At 41.1% G+C, this 21,383-nt stretch carries 19 protein-coding genes; 6 read left to right on the top strand and 13 right to left on the bottom strand.

Annotated elements, in window-relative coordinates; translation table 11 throughout:
- From WC615_RS14285 to WC615_RS14270, 4 genes are all read left to right on the top strand, one after another.
- On the top strand, positions 1-345 hold a 345-nt coding region (locus WC615_RS14285), incomplete at its 5' end, for a hypothetical protein (RefSeq protein ID WP_372978767.1).
- A 613-nt stretch (positions 346-958) separates the two neighbouring features.
- A complete protein-coding gene (locus tag WC615_RS14280; RefSeq protein ID WP_372978766.1) occupies positions 959-3,469 on the top strand; it encodes a hypothetical protein in 2,511 nt (836 codons plus the stop codon).
- Between the two features lie 51 nt (positions 3,470-3,520).
- Positions 3,521-4,258 carry an Imm49 family immunity protein gene (locus tag WC615_RS14275; RefSeq protein ID WP_372978765.1) on the top strand — a complete coding sequence of 246 codons (738 nt, stop codon included), beginning with the start codon at positions 3,521-3,523 and terminating at the stop codon, positions 4,256-4,258.
- 111 nt (positions 4,259-4,369) lie between these two features.
- Positions 4,370-5,074 carry a hypothetical protein gene (locus WC615_RS14270; protein ID WP_372978764.1) on the top strand — a complete coding sequence of 235 codons (705 nt, stop codon included), beginning with the start codon at positions 4,370-4,372 and terminating at the stop codon, positions 5,072-5,074.
- Positions 5,075-5,297: 223 nt separating this feature from the next.
- Here WC615_RS14270 and WC615_RS14265 read toward each other — a convergent pair whose 3' ends face one another.
- Positions 5,298-6,914 (bottom strand): gliding motility protein RemB, encoded by a 1,617-nt coding sequence (locus WC615_RS14265; RefSeq protein ID WP_372978763.1) that lies wholly within the window; start codon positions 6,912-6,914, stop codon positions 5,298-5,300.
- An 18-nt stretch (positions 6,915-6,932) separates the two neighbouring features.
- Positions 6,933-8,069, bottom strand: coding sequence for a GDP-mannose 4,6-dehydratase (gene gmd / locus WC615_RS14260; RefSeq protein WP_372978762.1), 1,137 nt, complete (start codon positions 8,067-8,069; stop codon positions 6,933-6,935).
- A gap of 534 nt (positions 8,070-8,603) precedes the next feature.
- Between gmd and WC615_RS14255 the strand changes: the two genes are divergently transcribed.
- On the top strand, positions 8,604-8,777 hold the full coding sequence (locus WC615_RS14255; RefSeq protein ID WP_372978761.1) for a hypothetical protein: 174 nt from the start codon (positions 8,604-8,606) through the stop codon (positions 8,775-8,777).
- On the top strand, positions 8,755-9,372 hold the full coding sequence (locus tag WC615_RS14250; protein ID WP_372978760.1) for a hypothetical protein: 618 nt from the start codon (positions 8,755-8,757) through the stop codon (positions 9,370-9,372). The genes WC615_RS14255 and WC615_RS14250 overlap by 23 nt, the downstream gene beginning before the upstream one ends.
- A gap of 253 nt (positions 9,373-9,625) precedes the next feature.
- Here the strand turns inward: WC615_RS14250 and WC615_RS14245 are convergent, their stop codons facing one another.
- From WC615_RS14245 to WC615_RS14195, 11 genes are all read right to left on the bottom strand, one after another.
- Positions 9,626-10,189 carry a DUF3109 family protein gene (locus WC615_RS14245; protein ID WP_372978759.1) on the bottom strand — a complete coding sequence of 188 codons (564 nt, stop codon included), beginning with the start codon at positions 10,187-10,189 and terminating at the stop codon, positions 9,626-9,628.
- Positions 10,190-10,197: 8 nt separating this feature from the next.
- Positions 10,198-10,977: a DUF3108 domain-containing protein gene (locus tag WC615_RS14240; RefSeq protein ID WP_372978758.1), complete on the bottom strand. Its 780-nt coding sequence runs from the start codon at positions 10,975-10,977 to the stop codon at positions 10,198-10,200.
- 34 nt (positions 10,978-11,011) lie between these two features.
- Positions 11,012-11,527 carry a DUF2480 family protein gene (locus tag WC615_RS14235; RefSeq protein WP_372978757.1) on the bottom strand — a complete coding sequence of 172 codons (516 nt, stop codon included), beginning with the start codon at positions 11,525-11,527 and terminating at the stop codon, positions 11,012-11,014.
- Positions 11,528-11,600: 73 nt separating this feature from the next.
- Positions 11,601-13,697, bottom strand: coding sequence for a SurA N-terminal domain-containing protein (locus WC615_RS14230; RefSeq protein ID WP_372978756.1), 2,097 nt, complete (start codon positions 13,695-13,697; stop codon positions 11,601-11,603).
- 106 nt (positions 13,698-13,803) lie between these two features.
- Positions 13,804-14,379: an LPS export ABC transporter periplasmic protein LptC gene (gene lptC, locus WC615_RS14225; RefSeq protein WP_372978755.1), complete on the bottom strand. Its 576-nt coding sequence runs from the start codon at positions 14,377-14,379 to the stop codon at positions 13,804-13,806.
- A gap of 9 nt (positions 14,380-14,388) precedes the next feature.
- The gene (locus WC615_RS14220; RefSeq protein WP_372978754.1) at positions 14,389-15,714 is read right to left on the bottom strand and encodes a hypothetical protein; all 1,326 of its coding nucleotides are present in this window, start codon (positions 15,712-15,714) and stop codon (positions 14,389-14,391) included.
- Positions 15,707-16,450 carry a type III pantothenate kinase gene (locus tag WC615_RS14215; RefSeq protein WP_372978753.1) on the bottom strand — a complete coding sequence of 248 codons (744 nt, stop codon included), beginning with the start codon at positions 16,448-16,450 and terminating at the stop codon, positions 15,707-15,709. The genes WC615_RS14220 and WC615_RS14215 overlap by 8 nt, the downstream gene beginning before the upstream one ends.
- A complete protein-coding gene (gene purQ / locus WC615_RS14210; RefSeq protein WP_191176954.1) occupies positions 16,451-17,143 on the bottom strand; it encodes a phosphoribosylformylglycinamidine synthase subunit PurQ in 693 nt (230 codons plus the stop codon). It lies immediately after the preceding gene.
- Between the two features lie 45 nt (positions 17,144-17,188).
- Positions 17,189-18,175 carry a DUF6427 family protein gene (locus WC615_RS14205; protein ID WP_372978752.1) on the bottom strand — a complete coding sequence of 329 codons (987 nt, stop codon included), beginning with the start codon at positions 18,173-18,175 and terminating at the stop codon, positions 17,189-17,191.
- Positions 18,176-18,361: 186 nt separating this feature from the next.
- The gene (locus WC615_RS14200; protein ID WP_372978751.1) at positions 18,362-19,348 is read right to left on the bottom strand and encodes a glycosyltransferase family protein; all 987 of its coding nucleotides are present in this window, start codon (positions 19,346-19,348) and stop codon (positions 18,362-18,364) included.
- Between the two features lie 182 nt (positions 19,349-19,530).
- On the bottom strand, positions 19,531-20,628 hold the full coding sequence (locus WC615_RS14195) for a thioredoxin-like domain-containing protein (protein WP_372978750.1): 1,098 nt from the start codon (positions 20,626-20,628) through the stop codon (positions 19,531-19,533).
- Positions 20,629-21,383 lie beyond the last annotated feature (755 nt).

Here is a 21,383-nt window from a genome sequence, read left to right as displayed (position 1 = left end):
GGCTATAGTAGGCTTGTTATCATCATCATATCCATCATCATGGGTTTTTTGCTGCACTTTAGCACCCGGGTTATCAATAAAAGTATTTTGCTTGATGGTTTATGGAGTACACGCAGGGTAAAGATTGACCTGAACAGCATTGTGAAGGTAGAAAAAGGATCGTACAGCCGCTACCTGTTTAATAACCCTGTTTATAACCTGCACACCAAAGGCACCATCCGCTTTTACGCGGCCGGTAACGATGCCATACACCTAACCGATAGGGACGGCCTTGTTTACATCATCGGCTCGCAACATGCCAACGAATTTTTGAGGGCTATAAAAGGCGAAATGAAACCGGCGTAATTAGCCCGGAAAACCTTTTCAGTATCAGGATATCTTTCACGTTCTGTTCCATTAAGAAATGGAACAAGTGGGACAAACGGAACATGTTGATAGTGAATTTGTTAGTGTTTTTAATGCGGTTCTCTATCTAAACAGATGCTTCCCGGTTTTTAGTTAAAGTATTGTAGTGCAGATTGTTATAAAAATGGGGTTTTGTTCCGCTTTTTAAGAAATGAGACAAGAAATTTAGCAGCAATAAACTGATTTTTTTAGCCTTTTTTCGACTTTAGTTCGCCCTTTTTAGGCGGTATGGTTTAACCATTGAAATATGGCTTAATTTAATTAATCGTTTGGTTTATAAATTGTTATAAATTTACGCTTGTTCCATTTTGTTCCGCTTTTTAATAAAATGGAACAGCAGAGTTTTGTTGCCTCGGGGTGGCTGCGAAAATTTGGGTGCGGGTGTAGGGTGTTCTGAAAGAGACCCTGCGATATAAGTGCCATAAAAGGGGAAATGTAGCCTGCGTAACCCCAATTTTACCCCAAATTTTTTGTTGTAAAATCACGTAGTTTTACGTGTTTTTTATCACAAAAATTTACTATATTTTTGTCGGGTAAACCCTTTACCTGTTATATGAAAAAACTCTATCCTGGCAGTACCGGCGCTATTTTTAAACTGTGTGCTGTATTACTTATCGCAGTTGTTGCTGTAATTTATGGTTGCCGTAAGGACATTTCCAAACTTAGTGACAAGCCCTCTGCAACAATCACCGACCCTAATGTTGCTAAAGCAAAAAGCTGGTACGAAAACAGCTTCCCTAAACAGGAGAAAAAATCAGGACAGACTACAAATGCCGTTGGCGATAACTTTGACTTAAGCCAGTTTTTTAACCCCGATTGGGCGGATGCAAAAAATTATACCCGTTTTAATGACGATGTAATAGAAGTGCCGGTGGATGCGGCTTCGGCAATAGGGCTCAAAGTGAAGTCGGTGCCGCAAAGCAGCAGCCGCAGTTCGGTATTGATACTAAAACGGGGCGAAACGTATAATGCCTACGTGATGACTATTGTTGGCTATCCTGAATATTTGAAAGGTGATACAACAAAGTTAGCGAATAACAGTTACGCTAACCACGATGCCAACTTTAGCGGTATGGTTTATTACACCACGCCACAAGGAGAGTTTGTTAACGGCTATACCTACAAAAGCGGTGTTATTAAAGGGCAATTGATGGATGAGGCTTATACACCCACGCGCCAAACCACCCAAAGTATAAAAAGCAATTCAATGGAGTTTGTTGAAGTTTGTACCGAATGGTTTCAGCGTGTGCCGAATGATGAAGGAGGCGGTTACCATTGGGTATGGATAGGCGAATCTGATTGTCATAATGAGGTGGTGGAAACTCCCGATCCGGGCAATCCAACTATGCCATCTAATCCGGGCGGTGGTTCGCCGGGCAGTGGCGGAGGCGGCCCCCCTGATGGCTCACCAAACGATCCATGCCCCCCTGTAAATGTACAAACTATCAAAGATGGTAAATTTGTTAATACCATCAAGGTGCAAAAATTGCCCGTTGATGGTGGTGGCTTTCCGCAGCCCGCACCAGATGACCCATGCACAATAAAGCCAGCAACAAAAAAGAAACCTATTTTTGGCATTAATAATTCAAATGCTGTAGTGCCCGATGCCAACTTTAATGCAATGCTGGACTATTTAAAGGGCTTAGGTTACACAGTATATCCGCCGTATGATGACTTTGTCAATGTTAATGGAGTATACTACCATGGTAAGGTAACTACTATCATCAGCGCCGACGGCAAAGATATACAAGCCTACTTTAAACCGGATGCAGATGGCGGTACCATGACAACAGGCTTTAATTACAGCATAGGCAATAAGGGGCCCAATGCCACAACTGCCCCACCAGGTAATACAGGTGCTCCATCAAACACCTCAAACTGGCCTATATCTATGCCATCTTATTTTGGTAACAGCACCATAATTTATACCCCACCGCCTGCTGTTATTTATACGGACAACGAGAGCTCTTACATAGACCCCGCAACGGGAACCAAAGTTTATTATACGGACGTATTAGCCGCCTTTACAAATTCCCCGCAAATTATAGAGCAAATAGAAAGCGGCGATCCTATAACAGGAGGGCCACAAATAATCATGTCGAAAATCGGGGTATTGATGTCTATCGATTATGTACGAGAAGCAGAAATATTAACTTACCAGCACCCGGATTGGACAAAAGCTCAAATATATGGAAATGCGTTTTGGAATGTTTTAGGAGGGAAAGTCCACTTTATATTTGACGTTGCCGGGTTTGTACCCGTTATAGGAGATGCTGCAGATTTAATAAATGGGGGCATTTACTTTATTGAAGGCGATAAAATAAACTGTGCATTGAGCGTATCTGCCGCAATACCCGTTATTGGCTGGGCATCTACAGCGGGCAAGTGGGTTAAAGTATCTGTAAAAACAGTGCCTTTAGCAAATGCTGCGGGCAAGGTTGCATATAGGGCCATTAAAGCTGGCAGAGAGCTCCGCCTGGTTAAAATGGCCGTTAATGTATTTGACCACGCGGCTATAGTTACCTTAAAAGCCATAAAACCAGCTGATAAAACCCTCACAAACATTAGTGGTTATTTGATTGATAGGTTTGGGTTACGCATAGCTCCAACAGAAAGTACTTTAAAAAACCTGATTGATGATATTGCACAATATGGAGATGCTGCAGGCACCAAAACTGAGCAATTAGCCGATGCGTTGTTACAACGCAATGGGTTTGTAAAATATGAATCGAAAATTGGCAGTAATAATGGTTTTGATGGCGTATATATTAAAGGCGGTTTAACCAACCCAACCGAAATTATTATTAACGAAGCTAAGCAAATAGGCAGTATTGGGAATATTAAGTTAACCCCAGGCAATATAAGCACCGGTTTAGCGGCACAAATGAGTACCGAATGGATAGAGCAAACGATTCGCAAAATGAAAACCGATGCTAATGCCGCAATAAAAAACCTGGGAAATGTACTGGATATTAATCGAACAAAGATAGCTAAAACAGTAACAGCCGTAGATAAATCGACTAAAGAAATAGTAGTTTTAAAACTGGATAAATATGGATTATAATGTGTAATATCTTATTAAAAGCAATAGTACTACTAACATTAAATAGTAAGAATGGACAAATTTGAACACTTAAAAAATAGATATGCTGATAGCTTAAAAGATGAGGCCGTTTACTTTGAAAAAATGAAGGAACCCGATGGGGCATATTTTTATATTGGGCCTTTAGAATACACAAATATTGATTATGCTCTTTATCAGATGTATATCGAGCACGATTATAAAAAAGCCAGGGCATCGTTCTATAAAGCGGCCTGGATTGCCGCCTACATGAGCGATACGTATGATAGACGTGTAATGGATAATGGCATGTTAGAGATAAGTTTCGCTATGTTTTCGGATAATAAAGCGCTGATTGAGCGGTACAGCCGGTTAATAAATAAAATAAATAATGACACCAGTATGCCTTATCAGTATTCAAACTGTATACAAAACATCTTAGCCGAAAACTGGGATAAATTAGACTGGAATATTCATTGCCTGACGCGTTTTGTAAAGATGAAACAATTCGCGATGTATGCCGGCATTATTGATATATTGAATGGCTTTAAAGCAAAAGATGAAGAATTGATAAGAAAAGGGCTGGAAGATTTTATCGCGACCGCAAAAAAGAGGAATAAAGATTTTCTTGGTATACACAAGTTTTTTTCTGTTGATACGGCGGGCTTTTGCAAATTGGCCTGGATAAAGGGGTACGAAATTGATTTAAAAAGCCCTATGGTACCTGCTGAACTGATGCCAATTGAACCATTAGAATATTACCCAGAATATGATTTTTTAAAAGAAGGGTAATTAACCGGCTCGTAATACCGCATTTGCCAAATAATTAATCGATGTTTTATTACAACGCGTTGTGTTTTTAAATGTAAAGACAAACAAAACCTCATTAAATGGGAGTGATCTATGAAATATTCTACTTGGCTGCTATTCTTATTGTTATGTGCTAATTTTTGTAATGCCCAAAGCTTTCGTGAACTAACTTATATCAATGGAGAAATCGAAATTGCCAAATTAATAGTCGGGAATGACTGTTTTAGATTGGAAAGCTTCGATTCTATTATTAAGGCTCAGGGTGACCAAGTTGCATATAGATATCGTATTGATGCGAATGGTAAATATTGTGCAATAGCAACAAAGATCGAGAATTTTTCGGGCAAGCTTTTATTTCAGCAAGATATCAATCGTCATTATTTGAAGGTTGATACTACATATGCGGAAGAAGATAGCGTAATCAATAATCTCCGCTGTAAGAAAGTAATCATAAGCTATGTAGATAGCATCTTAAACGAGCATAACGTAGTAGTACCTTTTGATACCTTATATTCATTTCTATTTGTCGCACCTTTAATAAATTCCCATACGCCCTTTTCTTTTAACTCTAAAAAACTACAAGGCTTAATTATTGAAAATGTTACTGAGCATGCAGAACTATCGGTTAATATGGATAAATTAATAAAGACAATTAGAAGAAATCGAATTTTTACCCAAATTAAAACTCCATATAATTTAACAATGGACTTTTTTATTTTACCAAAAGATTGTACCTATTTTAAAAATCAGAAAAAATTTGATGAAAATTTTCCATTCCCTCTTTCTGACGAATATTAACAGAAATTTTCATTAATTACTTTAATTGGTAATAGTAACTGCAAGCTAAAATATCAACAATTCAACGCTCTACTAACTATGAGAGCTATCTCCCTTATTATATTGTTTTGTAGTTTAACCACATTTAAAACCACCCCCACACCTTACCTGCTTTATTGGATGATACGGACGAGTTTTAATATGAACTGATAAGTCGTATTAAAAAACATCCCTATTATTTTTTTTAATGCGTTTTGTAACTGGCCAGATCATTATACACCTGGCGGAACGAGCTGCGGATGCCAAAGGTGATCATGGCTGTTTTATCGTTAAAGTCGCTGTTTTTTTCGGTGCGGTAAATGCCGCCAAGCTCAAGCCTAAGGTTATATTTAGGATTAAGCAGGTAGCCAACTTTGCCTTGCAGATAAACCATATTGGTTTTTAACCCCTGGCCAATGGTATTGCCGTATGTTGACGCCGGGTTGGTATAAGGGTTGAAAATGTCTTTACCATAGTTGATATTATTCATATCGAGGCCATAGCGGCCGTAATCAACCTCGCCCATCAGGTCGAACCGTTTATATGAGTAATTGAGCAGGCCTACAACCTCGCGGAAGTTTGCTCCCCATGGATGCGCCAAAGGCTCGCTATTTGCCGAGTAGTTGAGGATGCTTGAGCGCTCAGAATACGTATACGGCCTTACGGTGTTGGTTTCTAACAGGTAGTTAAGGTTTGTTACGCCAAATAAATTTGCGCCCCTTATACCCAGCTGGTAGCCAAATTTATTATTTGAATAGCCCGGGTTCGAGAAAAACTCCTTAGCGGTAAATTCATCGAGCGAAAACTGGCCGTATGCCGTAATGCCGTCTGTTAATTTGTATTTAGTGGTAAGGCCTATCAGCGCGTTATCCGGCGAACCGTTAGCGGCCTCTATAGGCCTTAAAAATATTACGGGGTTGATGTAGCTAAAATCGAACCCGTGGGTGTGGCCCTGATCGTCGGTATTGGCCCAGATGATGGAATCAAAGAACCCAAACGACAGGCGATTGTTAACGTTCCAGTCTAAGTAATGAAATATGCCCCATTTGTTACGGTCGATATTTAAATTGCTGGTACCCGCCGGGTCGTTAAAATAAGCCCACATGGCCATGTATTTTACGTTGCCCAGGTTGGCTGTAAGTTTAAAGAACGGGTACGGCGATGCGTAGTCTGATAACAGCAGTGAGCGGTATCCATCGCCTATAAAGGTTTTATCGCGCCCGGCCGAGATATTAAGATACTTAACCGGCGTGTATGATACCGTTGCGGCAATGTAATCCCATGCATAATCGTTAGGCTTGTTATTATAAGTACCCGCATAAGCCTGCCCCGGTACAATGCCTACCTGCCTGATGTAGGTAGAAATATAGTTGGGTACCTGGGCGCGGTTTAAATAGCCCGAAACGTTATATGAGAATTTTTTACCCGCGGTACCACCAATTTGCAGGCCTATTGAACTTAACCAGGTGTTGTTTTTATTAGAAAAATCGCGCCCTATGCTAAAGTCGGGCAGCAGGTCGGCATAAAAGGTAGAGTTTTGGCTTTTTATATCTATTAAATGCTCGTTAAACAGTTTGCGGTATAAAAAGCTTTTGTTTGAACCATCGCTGCCATAATTAATGATAGAATCGTATTGATGCATCAATAAAGAATCGTCAACAAAAAACGGTTTCATGGCCGTATGCAGGCGGGTTTTTGTTGAATAAGCATCAGCATTAAACTTTTGATAAAAATCATATGAGTAGGGCTGGTATACCGATTGTGACCGGGCAATACCTGCCGTAATCAATAATAGCGTAATGCTGATAAATATTCTCTTCATATTATGCTGATGGGTAAACTATTCAAAATAGTTTAATGTTTTAAAGCCGCCCTTTTTCATGTGCTCGTCCTTTTTAGCCAGGTGCAGATCTGATTGTACCATATCGGTAACCAGGGCCTGCAAGTCATAACCCGGTTCCCAGCCTAATTGTTTTTTTGCTTTTGACGGATCGCCTATCAGCAAGTCGACTTCGGTAGGCCTAAAGTACTTAGGGTCTACCTTAACAATGGTTTGGCCAAACTTTAAATTATCTGCGTTAAGCCCTAACGACTCAATTTTTTGCTCGTCGATATCAATAATAACGCCTTTCTCGTTCTCGTCTTTGCCGCTAAATTCAATCTCGATACCCAACTCGTTGAACGCCATTTTAATAAATTCGCGCACGGTGGTAGTAACACCGGTTGCAATTACATAATCTTCGGGTTTATCCTGCTGCAGCATCAGCCACATAGCTACAATGTAATCTTTTGCGTGGCCCCAGTCGCGCTGTGCCGATAGGTTGCCAATGTACAGGCAATCCTGCAGGCCTAAGGCAATTTTAGCCACCGCACGGGTAATTTTGCGGGTAACAAAAGTTTCGCCGCGTATGGGGCTCTCATGGTTAAACAGGATGCCGTTGCAGGCATACATATCATAAGCTTCGCGATAGTTTACAATGATCCAGTAACCATAAAGTTTGGCTACCGCATAAGGCGAGCGCGGATAGAATGGTGTGGTTTCGCTTTGCGGCACATGCTGCACCAAACCATAAAGCTCTGAGGTAGATGCCTGGTAAAGGCGGGTTTTTTTGGTAAGGCCCAGTAGCCTGATAGCTTCCAGGATGCGTAAAACACCAATGCCATCAGTATTGGCCGTGTATTCGGGCGAGTCAAAGCTCACCTTAACATGGCTTTGTGCGCCAAGGTTATATATCTCATCCGGTTGTATCTCCTGTATCAGCCGGGTTAGGTTCATAGAATCGGTAAGGTCGCCGTAATGCAGCAGCAGTTTTGCGCCTGTTTCGTGCGGGTCGTGGTACAGGTGGTCTATCCTGTCGGTATTAAAAGAGGATGACCTGCGTTTAATGCCATGTACTTCGTATCCTTTTTTTAGCAAAAACTCAGCTAAATATGCACCATCCTGACCGGTTATCCCCGTAATTAAAGCCTTTTTCATTAACAAATATTATAAAATGCAATATTATTTAAATTAATTGTAAAAGCTTGTATGGTGATGATGGAAATGCTTAAAGCCGGTATGCAAGGCATCGCAGGTGTTTACTCACCCCGTGGCACTGCGTGCGCGACCCTCTCTGCTTCGCAAAGAGGGTGAAGAAAAAATAAATGGAGCTAAACCCTCTTTCCGCGCAGCGAAGAGAGGGTGGTCGAGCGAAGCAATGACCGGGTGAGTTAATGAAGCGCTTACCAGTGGCATTCATGTCGCCGCAAAATACAGAACGAAAAGTGAATTATGAAAGAGATATCGTTAAAGTGTATACTAAATGGATTCCTAACAAGGGAATGGGGTTTTATTTCCGCAGCTAAAGATGGAACTTTATGGAACTCCTATGCCATATGCAATTTTCGAAGTATCTGAATAGGTAATACATTAAAAATATTGTGCAATCATCTTCCAAACCCGCCGCACAACGCAAATCAGCCATAAAAAAGTTCGAGTTTTGTAGTCTAAGAACCACTTTAAACCCCATCCATGGGAACGGCATGGCGGGATTGCCGAAAGCCTTTAGATGAAAACCTGGAGGCTTTTTGTTTTGTATCCATTATATTTATAAAACAAAGGCTTATAGAATTACATAATAAACCATTAACTGAGATTGAGCAACATTTTTTTATTATTACTGATGACGTTATTTATCAGGTGTAGCAGTAGCTCTGTACAAAATGGCGAGAAGTCTAAAACTAATAAAGTAAAAGATTCGGTTAATAAGCAAAAAGCAATTGATGAACAAATGGAAAAAGGAGATCGGCCAGACGATGAACAGCCGACACCAACACCCGCCGAAGAGAGAAAACGATTAATCGGAAGATATGATCAGGTTGAGACATTTGATACGACTATCGTCAATGGTAGTGATAATTTGAATCTTCGTTTAAAATATTATTGTTTGAGGGACAGCAGTATTATAGTGCCCAAAACATATCAATCGGATGAGAAAAAGCCACACGCTTTTACCACACACCCTTTCGCTTCAACCGTTTTATTGATATATAATCAGGATACGGTGTTAAACAGGGAATTCAAAGCAAGTGATTTCAATCCATTTTTTGAAGATAATTTTGGAGGGAATTTGAAAAGATATGGGTCGATTTTGATGCTGCCAGAACTTTCAAAAAAGAATAAAGATAAAGGCCAAATTGCTTTGATTTACTCACTTGCTATACCAGCAACAGACATAGGAATAAGGATGTATTTAATAATTACTAAGAACGGTAATTATAAAATCGTAGAAAACTATTAATGCAATTAAACTTTCAAAACCCGTGCAAATCATTCTCCACTCGCCGCACAATGCAATCACCCTATAAAGATTTTGAGTTCCTTAGTTTAAGGGCTACGAGTGAGATTTTTCGGCGACAGAAGTTTAGTCCCATCGGGACTTCTGGTTGGTAGAAACAATCAATAACCACGAGGCGTTCCCAGAGGAACGCTTGGTAAATTTAATGAATATGCTACCAACGAAATGTGCCTGACGGCACATTGAGAAAAGAAGTTTAGATACCGGCAACAGTATCTTCCAGTTCGCGGTACCAATCTTCGCCATATTTGCGGATAAGCGGGCCTTTCAAAAACTCATGTACTTTTACCTGCAGTTCGTCGCCAAAGCTACATGCGGGGCTGCAAATGCTCCATCGGTCGTAGTTTAAAACATCAAACTCGGGGTAGGCGGTTATACGGATGGGGTATAAATGGCATGAGATAGGTTTTTGCCAGGTTATAGCGCCTTCTTCATACGCTTTTTCGATAGCGCACTTGGTGATGCCGTTTTCCCATATCACATAGGCGCACTCTTTGTTCACCTCAACGCATGGGGTGGTGTAGTCGCCTTCAAAATCGGTTACATAGGTGCCAACACTCTCAACGGTTGCAATGCCCTTAGCGGTCATGTATGGCTTTACCTTGGGGTATATCTCGTCAAGAATATCCAGCTCATCGTGGTTTAACGGTGCGCCCGAGTCGCCTTCAAGGCAGCAAGCGCCTTTGCATTTATTTAAATTGCAAACAAAGTTGTTTTTAATAACATCCTCGTGCAGTAAAACACTCCCTACTTCAATCATTTTTTATTTTATTTTTTTACCGGGTTTAATGGATATTTTAACCCGCTTGCCTGCGATAGATCCATCACCAGGCTGCCCACAATTAATTCTACGTGTGCTTTAATGGGTATGCGGTTCTTATCGTCAGTGATCCACAAATATAGCTTACTATTTTTTCTGAATATACGCCCGGGTATAATTGTGGGGTTAAATTTTAAACAGTTAAAGGTACCCAGCCCGCATTTTACCTGCTCGCGGCCCATAAAAGTAATGGTAAGCGCGTGGATCCCATCCTCCAGGAAATAATGCAGCTCAAGTTTTTCGCCAATTTTTAAGTTAGATACATCAATATTGCGGGCAAAGTAGTAGCACGATAAAAAATCAAATACATCGCCCTTGAACGGGAATTTACCCTTATCGGCAGTAATTACGTTGGTATCGTGGTTAAAAGTAACCTTATCACTATGCCTGTAGCTCGATTCCTGCCGGGTTTCTGAGTAGTAGTAGGGCAGCAGGGTAACCGGGTCAATATAAGAGTGGTATTCGTTACGTACTTTAAACAGCAGGTTAAAAGTGCCTACAGTTTTTGCTGTTGTATTGATATGTAAAGCGGGGTGCCCGTCAAATTTAAGCGGGCTGTTTTCTACTTTAATAACAGCTTCGGCCGCGCTGAATATGCCGTATTTAAGCTTATAGGTTATTTGTTCGCCCGCCTGAAAGGCAACCTCTTTGGTTTTATAGGCCTTTTCCTGGCTAAAAGCATGGTTAAAGCAGGTTATAAGTATAAGAACTATATAGTATTTCTTCATGTGATTGGTATAGACGCAATTACCGGTGTACGGTTTAATCCTTGCGTTTATAAATAGGCACGGTAGAGCATGGTTCGCCAAACATAAGGCTTTTTGCAACCGGGGTAAGCCTTTGTGTTAGCTCTACATAGGCCGATACGGGTACAGGCACATCTCCGCATCCTTTTATCACAACACGCTGGTCGCGGTATTGTTCCACATCAAGGGCAGCTACTTCTTTTACAAATAATACGGTTTCTAATACTTCGGCGTCGCCAAATACAACCTGGCGGGCGTATGGTGCCAAACGGTTTGCCAGCAGCATATATGCCCATGCCGGTACAATAGCATCGGCGGTGCAGGTTACGGCTACGTTTTTACCCTGGTATTGCGCCCAGTCATGCGTTTTTACAAACTCACGGAAGTCCTTCTCGCGGAGCATCAGTCCGTGGAACAGGTTATCTTTTATATCATAAACCACACGTTCGCCGGGGGCGTAAAACTGTGCGGGGTCTAAAGTAACCAGGCCGCTTTGTGCAACTTTATTGATGATGTTTTCCTGTATTTCCATGATCTGTATAAATAAAAAAATCCGGCATCAACTATAACGCTGATGCCGGATGCAAAATTACTTTAAATTTATCTTATAAGAACTTAGCTCTGTTATCTTTTACATTCGCCTTATCTTTAAGGGCATCAAGCACCTGCCCCTGCGAGCGTTGTGACAGCGCCTGGCCTAAAGTTTGTTTCTCTCTTACGTTGTTGGTAAGCTGGGCAGGGTTGGTAAAGCTATCTAACGAAATTACATAAACGCCTTGCTGGCCTTCAATTGGTTTTGATAGTTTATTTGGCTGCGAACCAAACACAGTACCTACAACTTTATACTCTGCTGATGAGCCCGGGATAACCGGGTTGGCAAATACAATGTTTTGTAAAGGTGTAACTTTGCTGCCTGCTTTTTGAGCAACCTGATCAATGCTTGAAGCACCATTTAATGCCGACTGGAATTTATCAGAAAGTTGTTTGCCTTTAACCTGTATGCGAACCGCCGGTTCTATTTGTTTTTTAACAGCATCTAAAGGTAAAATACCTTTAGGTTTGATGGCAGACACACGGGCAATGACATATTGATCGCCTACTGCAAATACCTGGTCAGAGAAAGCGCCTTTTTCTGATTTAAACACCCATTTTACAATTTCGCGGGCGTTATCTAAACCAAGTACGCTTGCAGAGGTACCGCTTACATCTTCGGCATTTTTAATTGGCAAATTTGCTTTTTTAGCCTGGGCATCAAAGTTATCGTTTGTTAACGAGGTTAAGAACGATTGCGCTTTGCTGTAAACAGCAGATTGTGTTTTGCTGCTTGCGGTTAAAGGTTTATCTACAACGGCAACTTTAACCACTTTTGATGAACCTTTTTGCTCTTCGACCTGGTAAAGGTGAACCCCAAATTGAGTAGTAACAACTTTTAAGGCACCTTTTGGAGCGCTAAATACCGCATCGTCAAATGCTGGTACCATAGCACCACGGCCAAAAGTACCCAAATCGCCGCCTTTATCGCCCGATGCTTTATCAATCGAGAAGTTTTTGGCTAACTCTGCAAACGGCCTGCCGCCTTCAATTAGTTTTTTAAGTGAATCTGCTTTTGCAAGTGCTTTGTCAAGGCCACCCTCGGTAGTTGGGTTTAATAATATGTGCCTTGCTTTTACCGAATCGGGGCCAACCCTTGAATCGATCAGTTTTGCAATTTTAAAGCTGCCGTTTGACAGGTATGGGCCGTAAATAAAGCCTTTATCTGCCGAAAACATAACCGAATCCAGCTTAGGCTCTAACTGGCCTTTTTTCTGGTAAACAAGCTGTGGTTTTGTTTCAGAGTTGATCTGTACAAAAAGCGAGTCGTTAGGGGTAGCTTTAAAATCAACCAACAGTTTATCAACCTGTGATTTTACCGCCGCGGTATCGTCTTTTGAAGGTGCAGCGTTAAAGCTTACGTATTCAAAACTGCGTAGTTCCTGCTGGTTTTTAAATTCCGGTTTATGCTCGTTATAATAGTTGCTGTAGTCAGCATCAGTTAATTTGATGTTGGCATCGGGTATTGATGCATAATCAAGCACGGTATATTTAAAATTGGCTAATTTGTTTTTAGCCAGGTAATCGTCTTGCGCGTCAAGCGAGTTTACATACAGACCGTTGGTTACCAATGTCATGTATTTTTGCTGCCTTTTTGCCGCAATTAATTGCTTAACAAAATCGCCCCATGCTTCTATCTGTTTTGCATCGGCTTTTGGCGTTTGCAAATAACTTAAAAACTGGTTAAGCTTAGCTTTATCAAACTGGCCATCGGCGCCAACAAACTGACGTTGTATCTGCGGATCGGGATTGTTGCCACTAATCATTGATGTGGTTTCATCACCACCTACAATAAGCCCAAGCCTGTCTATCTCCTTGTTTAGTAACAATTCGGTTAAATACTGGTTCCAGGTGGTTTCCTGTATGTAGCTATTAATTTGCGGTGTAAGGTTTTGCCCAGATTGTTGCTTAAACTGCTGTGTGCTTTGCTCTAACCTTTCACTAAATTTAACGTAAGGTATTTTTTCACCATTTACCTCACCAATATCGTTGGCATCGCCCCTGAAAAAGGAACTGCCCGAACGAACTACCTCTTCGGCAATAAAGCCTAAAAGCGCTACACCAATCACAATTGCGAGAATCTTTCCCATCCGTTCCCGCAAAAAACCCATTATGCCCATATAATTATCTATGTTTTATATTTCTCAAAAAGAGGCGCAAGATACAATTTTTACTAAAATTCTATAACACAAAATTTTGCGTAAGAAAAATATACTGTTATTGCGTAAGATCTCCATTCATTTGGATAGCGCCGGTAGCGTTTTGAAACACCGGATGCAGTAATTTATCATCGCTGACAAAGCTGGTCGCATTCATTACATCACCGTTAGGTTTGGTCATTACCACCTTTTGGTTTGAGTAATACTGTTTTTTGGCGGTGTCCCATATCAGCTCTTCAGATTTATAGGTAGCGCCATCTTTCCTGGTTGCCACTACATTTTTTTTAAATACAACCAGGCTTTTCTCGGTATAGTAGTAGCCTGTATCGGCAACAATATTGCCATCGGTTGTTAATGAGTCATTATAAAGTATAACCCTAACCCCGTTAGGCATTACCTGGTATGGATTTTTTTTGGTAGCGTATTCTATTAACAAGGGCGAGATAAGCTGAGCCTTTACAATCCCCTTGTCGCTAATGGTCATGGTAACGCCTGTAGTGCGCTGTATAGGTTTGGTAGCATCAGCTGCGGCTATTGCTTTAACTTTATTGATATCGTTTTCGCAGGCGTTTAAAAGCAGGGCTGTTAAAACAGCCGGTATATAAATGCACAGTTGTTTTAGCCTGTTTTGCATTATACAATGTTAATCGATCTTATTTTTGATGAACCACTTATCGTTAAGCGTGAATGACAGGTGTACATTAACATAATTTTCTTTTACCAGTCCGTTAACCAAGGTTCCCCTTCGGCCTACTTCGGCACCAATGTTTATTTTGTAGAAGCTACTATAGCCTGCCCTTAAAGGGAGCCCAAGCCCAAATGTTGCAGCGTATCTTTTTATGTTGGTGTTGTTTACGTAAAGGTATGTTTGGTCATAAATTGCTCCCAGGCGGTAATCAACAGAAGCCCAATAATTTGATAACGAGTTAACGTTAGGGGTAAACTGGCCGCCCACGTTTATAGTTTTACTATCGCGCAGGCCTTTATTAACGCCCGCAACAGCAAGTTTAGACCAATTGCTCATGGTATAATCGGCACCTACTAAAAACTTGCCTTCGTTTTGAAATGAAATACCGAAGCGGTTTATCATTGGCAACTGTATTTTAGCAGATGGCTGCTGGTTATTTACAAGAGTATCTGCAGCAACATCCTCGTTGCCGGTTGTTGCATCCCTAAAGTAGCTGCTAACAATATAACTGTTTGATGTATTTAGCTTTGTGTTTGCCGATGCCGAATAACCAAAGGTTAAATGCTTCCTTGAAGAAAAATCTACGGTGTATTGAGCCCCAAAATCATAGTTAAGGCCGGTTATACTGTTACTCTCTTCTATACGCGAGTTTAACACACCGCCTAATGAAGGTACTTCTGTTGATTGTGTTTCTTTAAGGTTACCAAATATGTATGATGCATTAGCGCCAACAGATAAGTGCTTGCCTATGCGGATACCGTAACCCAAATAAAACTTTGATAAACCGCCATCGCCGCTGTAAAGATAATTTACAGCGTTGGTATCGGCCGGCAAACCGCTGCCAAAGTTGGATTTTACTTGTCTGTAATTGTAACCCAGTTCGCTATAAGGCATTAACCCGAAGCTAAATGCAGAACGGGATGAAACCGGTATACCGAACGCAATATGGCTAAGCCTGAAGTTGGAGTTTTTTTGTGATGCAACACCGGTTTTTTCGAGCGTATTGAATTCACCATATACACCAATATCAACAACAGTTAACCCCATAGATGAATATGATGCCGGGTTAAGCGGGTTTATTGAAAAGAAACCGTTAATACGGTTGGTTGCTACGCCTATACCACCCATTGCTGCGTTTTGTGGCAATACCGTGGGGCTGATACTGCCTATGCCATAGCGCGAATAAGGCGAACTGGTGGTTGCAGTAGATTGTGCCTTTACGCCAAGTGCCGTTGCGGTGAATAAGAACAGTATTATTACGAACCTTATATGTTTAATCATTATGCTTTTGTATAGCTGCGTTTAATCCTTTAAGAACCAGGTAAGGTTCAATTTTAATATAGGGGGCAAAGATGCTATTTTTCAATAGAGTATCAAAAAAAATACTGTCGCCCCCGCTTAGTATAATATTATACCCCGTTGTTGTTTTAATATATTCATTAATAAAGCCTTCCAGCTCGTATTTTACCCCGTTTTGCACCCCCGATGTTATGGCGGATGCGGTATCATTACCATATGCGGCGGGAAAGGGTTTATCGGGCTCTATTAAAGGCAATGCTGCTGTATAATGGTTAACCGCTTTATAACGCATATTTAACCCCGGTGATATACTGCCGCCAAAATAATTTGCCCCGGCATCAATAAAATCATAGGTAATGCAGGTGCCGCCGCTTATTACTATATTGTTTTTACCAGGGTATAACTCGTGCGCCCCTATTACAGCTGCCAACCTGTCGGCGCCAAGTGTATTTGGGGTTTTGTAATGGTTGTTAATGCCTGCTGTTATACTGCTGTTAAAATAGGTTGCCGTAAACTTATCTTCAAGCAGGGTTTGCCAGTGTTGTTTATCTGTTTTTACAGATGATATGATAACCCTGGCAATTTTATAATTGCTTATAAAGTTGTTGATCTCATTAGTGCCGGTTTGCTGGTATTGCTCTACTTTAAGCAGGTCGGCGTTATCAAAAACGGCGATCTTGGTAAAAGTGTTGCCAATATCAATAACCAGGGTTAGCATTTATGCCCGGGCCAATGACAGTATCGATTCAAAAATAGCAAGGCCATCCTCGTTACCTACAAGGCTTTCAGCAGCGCGCTCGGGGTGTGGCATAAAGCCAAACACGTTGCGGGTAATGTTGGTTACACCTGCAATATTTTCAATAGAACCATTAGGATTGCTTTCGTCGGTAATGTTACCGGCCACATCGCAATAACGGAATAGCACCTGGTCGTTATCGTTTAGCGCTTTCAACACATCAGCATCGGCAAAATAATTGCCTTCGCCATGTGCCAAAGGTATTTTTAACGCGCGCTGCGGATCAATAAACTGCGTAACCAGCGAGTTTTGGGTTTGCGCTTTCATGTAAATGTTGCGGCAAATAAACTTGCGGTTTTTGTTGTGCAGTAACGCACCCGGTAAAAGGCCCGCTTCTGTCAGTATCTGGAATCCATTACAAATGCCCATAACCTTGCCGCCTTTTGCTGCAAACTGTATAACCTCCTGCATAATAGGCGAGAAGCGGGCAATAGCGCCTGAGCGCAGGTAATCGCCAAAAGAAAAGCCGCCCGGCAATACAATAAACTCAGCACCCTGCAAATCGTGGTCTTTATGCCACAACCGCACTACCTGCTGGCCCATTACATTTTCAAGAACGTGGATGATATCTTCATCACAATTGGAGCCTGGAAATATTACTACACCGAATTTCATGCTACAAAACTAATATAACCGCTGAAATTTGAACGAATGTAAAAGTTAAAAAGTGTTAAACTGAAAATATATGATGCTTATAAGCAGCAATAAATACAAACTTTCGTACAGCCAGCGGATATTGGCATTGATAAAATAGTACGAAAAAAACACTGCTGCAGGTACTATACACAGCAAAAAGTGGTTCAGGTTGAACTCGGTTTTAACATAAAAGGACAGGCCGCCAATTAAAAAAATAATAAATAGCAACTGGAACGATTTACGCACCTGCACATAGCTTTTGTAATAATTTTGCTGCAGTTTAAAGAAATAAAGCCCCAAAAGCAGCAGCACGGGTATCAGCACCAGGTAATTGTAATAGTTGATGTTGATACGATTTGGAAACTTTGTGCCCAGGGGCGCCCAGATATGATAAAAGCTGCCCAACTTGTTATTGAGGTAATAAAATACGGCGAAGAAAAAGAAGATAGTGATATACCCCAGTATGCCTGATACCCACTCGCGCCAGTTAAAAGGTTTAAATATAACCAGCGCTATCCAGATAGACAGGAAGAGGTAGATATAGGGAAGGTAAATGATAGAACCGATAGCCACGATCATCCCCAAGTCGTAAGCGGTTGATTTGGCATCATCGCTTTTATAAAAGCTGAAGAGCTTAAACAGCATCCATATCACCAGAAAATTGCAGATAAGCGGGGCGCTTAACACCATAAACGGTGCAAACAAAGCTGAAAGGGTTACATACATCAGCGCCGGCAAAAAGGTTGACCTGCCCAGCAGATTGTAAAAATTAACAAGGTAGTTAAGCAGCAATGCCTGCCCAAGCACCAGCACACCCGCCAAAAAAACATTAAGCCCCGGCGAGAAGGCGTACTCGTACGATACCGGGATCAGCAAGCGGGCAAAGGGTTCAACAAAAATAAATTCAAGTTTATCCGGCACGGTTGCGATGAAGCCAATGCGCGTTATGAACAGTAAAATGGCCAGCCATAATATGTTAAGCGGATTAAATATCTTGAAAATACTGATCATACGGGCTGGCTAATGTGCGCAAAATTAGCACAAAAATTCAGAGTGTTGGGCAGGTAGCTTAAATTCCCTCCCTGGGGAGGGGTGTGATGGGGTGTGTAGTGGTAGGGAGGGTTTTTTTGTGAGGCGGGGCGTATAAACCCCTCCCTGCACCCTCCCGATGGGAGGGAATCGCACCGCCCAATGCTGTTACTTCCTCGCGTACTTCTTCACCATTTCATCCACTATCTGCGCGGTCTCGTCAGGGAAATCAACCACAATACGGCGATCATCTGTTAGCCAGTTGTTGATACGCGCTGCAAAATCGTGATTAATGGTATGGATCACCTCAACGCCAAGTTTTGAGGCCGACAGGGCATTGCACTGCTGCTCGTACTGGCCGCGCATGGGGATCATTAAAACCTTTTTACCCAGGAATAAAGCTTCGGCAGGGCCTTCAAAACCACCGCCGGTAAGCAGGCCGGTACAACTGGCCAGGCTAATGTTAAATGCCTCGTTATTGACCGGGAACACCTGTACATTGCCTTCGCGGTAAGCGGTTTTGGTGCGCTTGCTGAAGATCTGCCATTCGGCATTGGTATCCTTTAAATGTTTGATGAGCGTTTTGTCGCTATAAGCAGGCAGGTAAACCGAGTAATGGCCCAGGTCGCTGGTTTCCATTTTGCGGATATCGCTGCGGATAACCGGGGTGTGAATGAAATCGTCATACCGCTCAAAGTGGAAACCTATATGGTGCGTAGTGGGCGAATAATATTTAAAAAGCCATTCGGCATAGTTCCATTTTTTTGGCCGGGGCGTTTTTTGCGAAACAAAAGAGCATTGGTGGCTTAACGATACCGACGGCACTTTTTGCAGGCGGCAGGCCCAGGCACTAACAGGTTCAAAATCGTTAATGATGAGGTCGTACTCGTGTAGGGGGAGGCTGTGCATATCCTTCCAAAGCCGGCGCAGGTTCATGATCTTGAAGGTGGCCCAGTTATCAACCCCGCCATTTTTGCCAAACACAAAGCTAAAACCATGGAAACGGTATTTAAGCGGCTGCGATAAACTTACTTCGGCTTCGGTACCGCTCACCAGCAGGTCAACCTCGCCATATTGCTGCAGCAGGGGCACTATCTCGCGGGCGCGACTGATGTGGCCATTCCCTGTACCCTGTATACCGAACAATATTTTCATAGAATAGAATTGCGGGCAATTTAGTAAAGAAATGTGTTATGCAAGAGTATTAAATGGTGTAATAGGAGTGTATTTGCAATAAATTTATAATGACTATCCGTCATTTGGTTCAAAACAGCACTGTGCAATGGGCTATTACTCTCTCAAGCAGAGAATTAAAACCAAATTACGGATAGTTGTTATTAGTTTTCATCTAAGAAGGATAGGGATTTGTAAAACTTTTCTTTAGACAAAAGCCCTGAAAAACGCGTAATTACCTCCCCTTTTTTATTAATTAGTACTACTACAGGTATGGCGGTTGTATTATATTCCAAATCAAATGTATTCTTTGCAGAGTCATTTGTTATAAGTTGTTTCCAAGGCATTTTTTCAACGGCTAAAGCATTTTGCCATTTTTTTTCATTATTGTCTAATGAGATATTAGTTATAGAAAGCCCTTTGTTATGGTATTTTAGATATATCTCTTTTAAGTTTGGTATTTCTTTGCGGCAAGGGCCGCACCAACTGGCCCAAAACACCAGCATGTTAATTTTTGCAGTAGAATCAAAAACAGGTTTGTTAACACCTTTTTCATTTTTCAGGATTATATCCGTTAAAGATGTTTTGCCTTTTTGCTTGTACCGTAGCCAAGCCTTCAATTTGTTGTACGGTAAAAAAACTTTAGCTTCTTCCTCAAATCCCCCTAATAACAAATTTAATTCATCGCTTGTATATAATTCACGATTCATATATAGCATGTTTAAAAAATAAAAGGAATAAGGATATTTTGCTATCAAATTTAAGTCATCAGCTATTATTCTTTTCCGTTCAGTAATGCTTTGATTTTTATCCAGATTACCAAACTCAAGGTGTTTGTAATATGGCTCGTTTTGTTTACTCCCTTTAATTTCATAAACCTGGAGATTGTTTACATTGTGCTTGTTAGCAATAAAAGTTGTGCCTCTGTCCACATAAAATATGCTTTCAAAATATTTTTTTTTATAAGGGTTTACAAAACCTATTGGCCGTAAATATTTCATCCCTTTATAATCATCCCACATGCACAGCATTGCTTCAAAAGGCAAAAATGAAGATGTGGGTTTACGGGTAAAATTAAAATGACCGTTAACAACCGTTGTGGAATCTTTAATGATATCTTTTTTTGCCATATCAACTAAATATATTTTCCCACTTTTATGGTTATCAATATTCCCATTTATAATAACCTTACTTTCTAAATTCTTATCATCACAGCCTAAAACAGTAAAAAGAAGTATTATCAAAAAAGTTTTTTTAGTCATTTTGGTACTTAATTAAAAAGAGCCTCTAAGTTGAATAAAAGCCACGCTTTGTCCATTTAACATTTGAGTTACAAACCCAATATTTATTATCAATAAAGCCCTTCAAGAAGTTTTCGATCTGGGAGATTTTTAAATGCGTTTCGCTCGCATCGTGATCAAAAACAGCGTTTAAAATTCGTTTCTTAATAAAAGCGAAGATTTGATTTGCACCTCAAGCATGATTTAAAATGTTTATATCACACAATGGCTGGTGCCGCCTTTTGGGGAATATGGGCCAGCAACTGTTACGCATGCGCAGGATCCAGGGATTGAAGAAAACGAGCCACAGGTTCCTGAATATACATATTCGTTGTCATTCAAAGTACATGACGCTGTAGAACAACGACTACCACCATCACCACCACCATCAACTGGCCCACCAGGCCCACCAGGTTGCACAAGCCCACCCCTTACGTTTTTCATTTCCGCCCTAGTAAGCCGTTCAATTGCACCAAAATTGTTTAGGTTTTTCATTGTGTTGTTTAAGTAAATAATAGGTTATTTACTCAAAGTTAATTTTTTTTGTTGCAGCGCATCTACTATGGAGTTTTTTATTTTTTTCAAAAAATTGACATTTCAGAAAAATATAAATGATGCTTTACTGCTGGGGCATTTAATGCGCTTCCTGTTTAAATCTTTCTAACAGGCTGCGTACATCCAGTTTGGCGTCAAGGTCTTCAGGGTCGCTTACGTCGTCCGCGTCGTTATCCTGTTTA

The sequence above is a fragment of the Mucilaginibacter sp. genome, assembly GCF_041663085.1.
Taxonomy (GTDB): Bacteria; Bacteroidota; Bacteroidia; order Sphingobacteriales; family Sphingobacteriaceae; genus Mucilaginibacter.
This window is presented reverse-complemented; position numbering and strand designations above follow the sequence as displayed.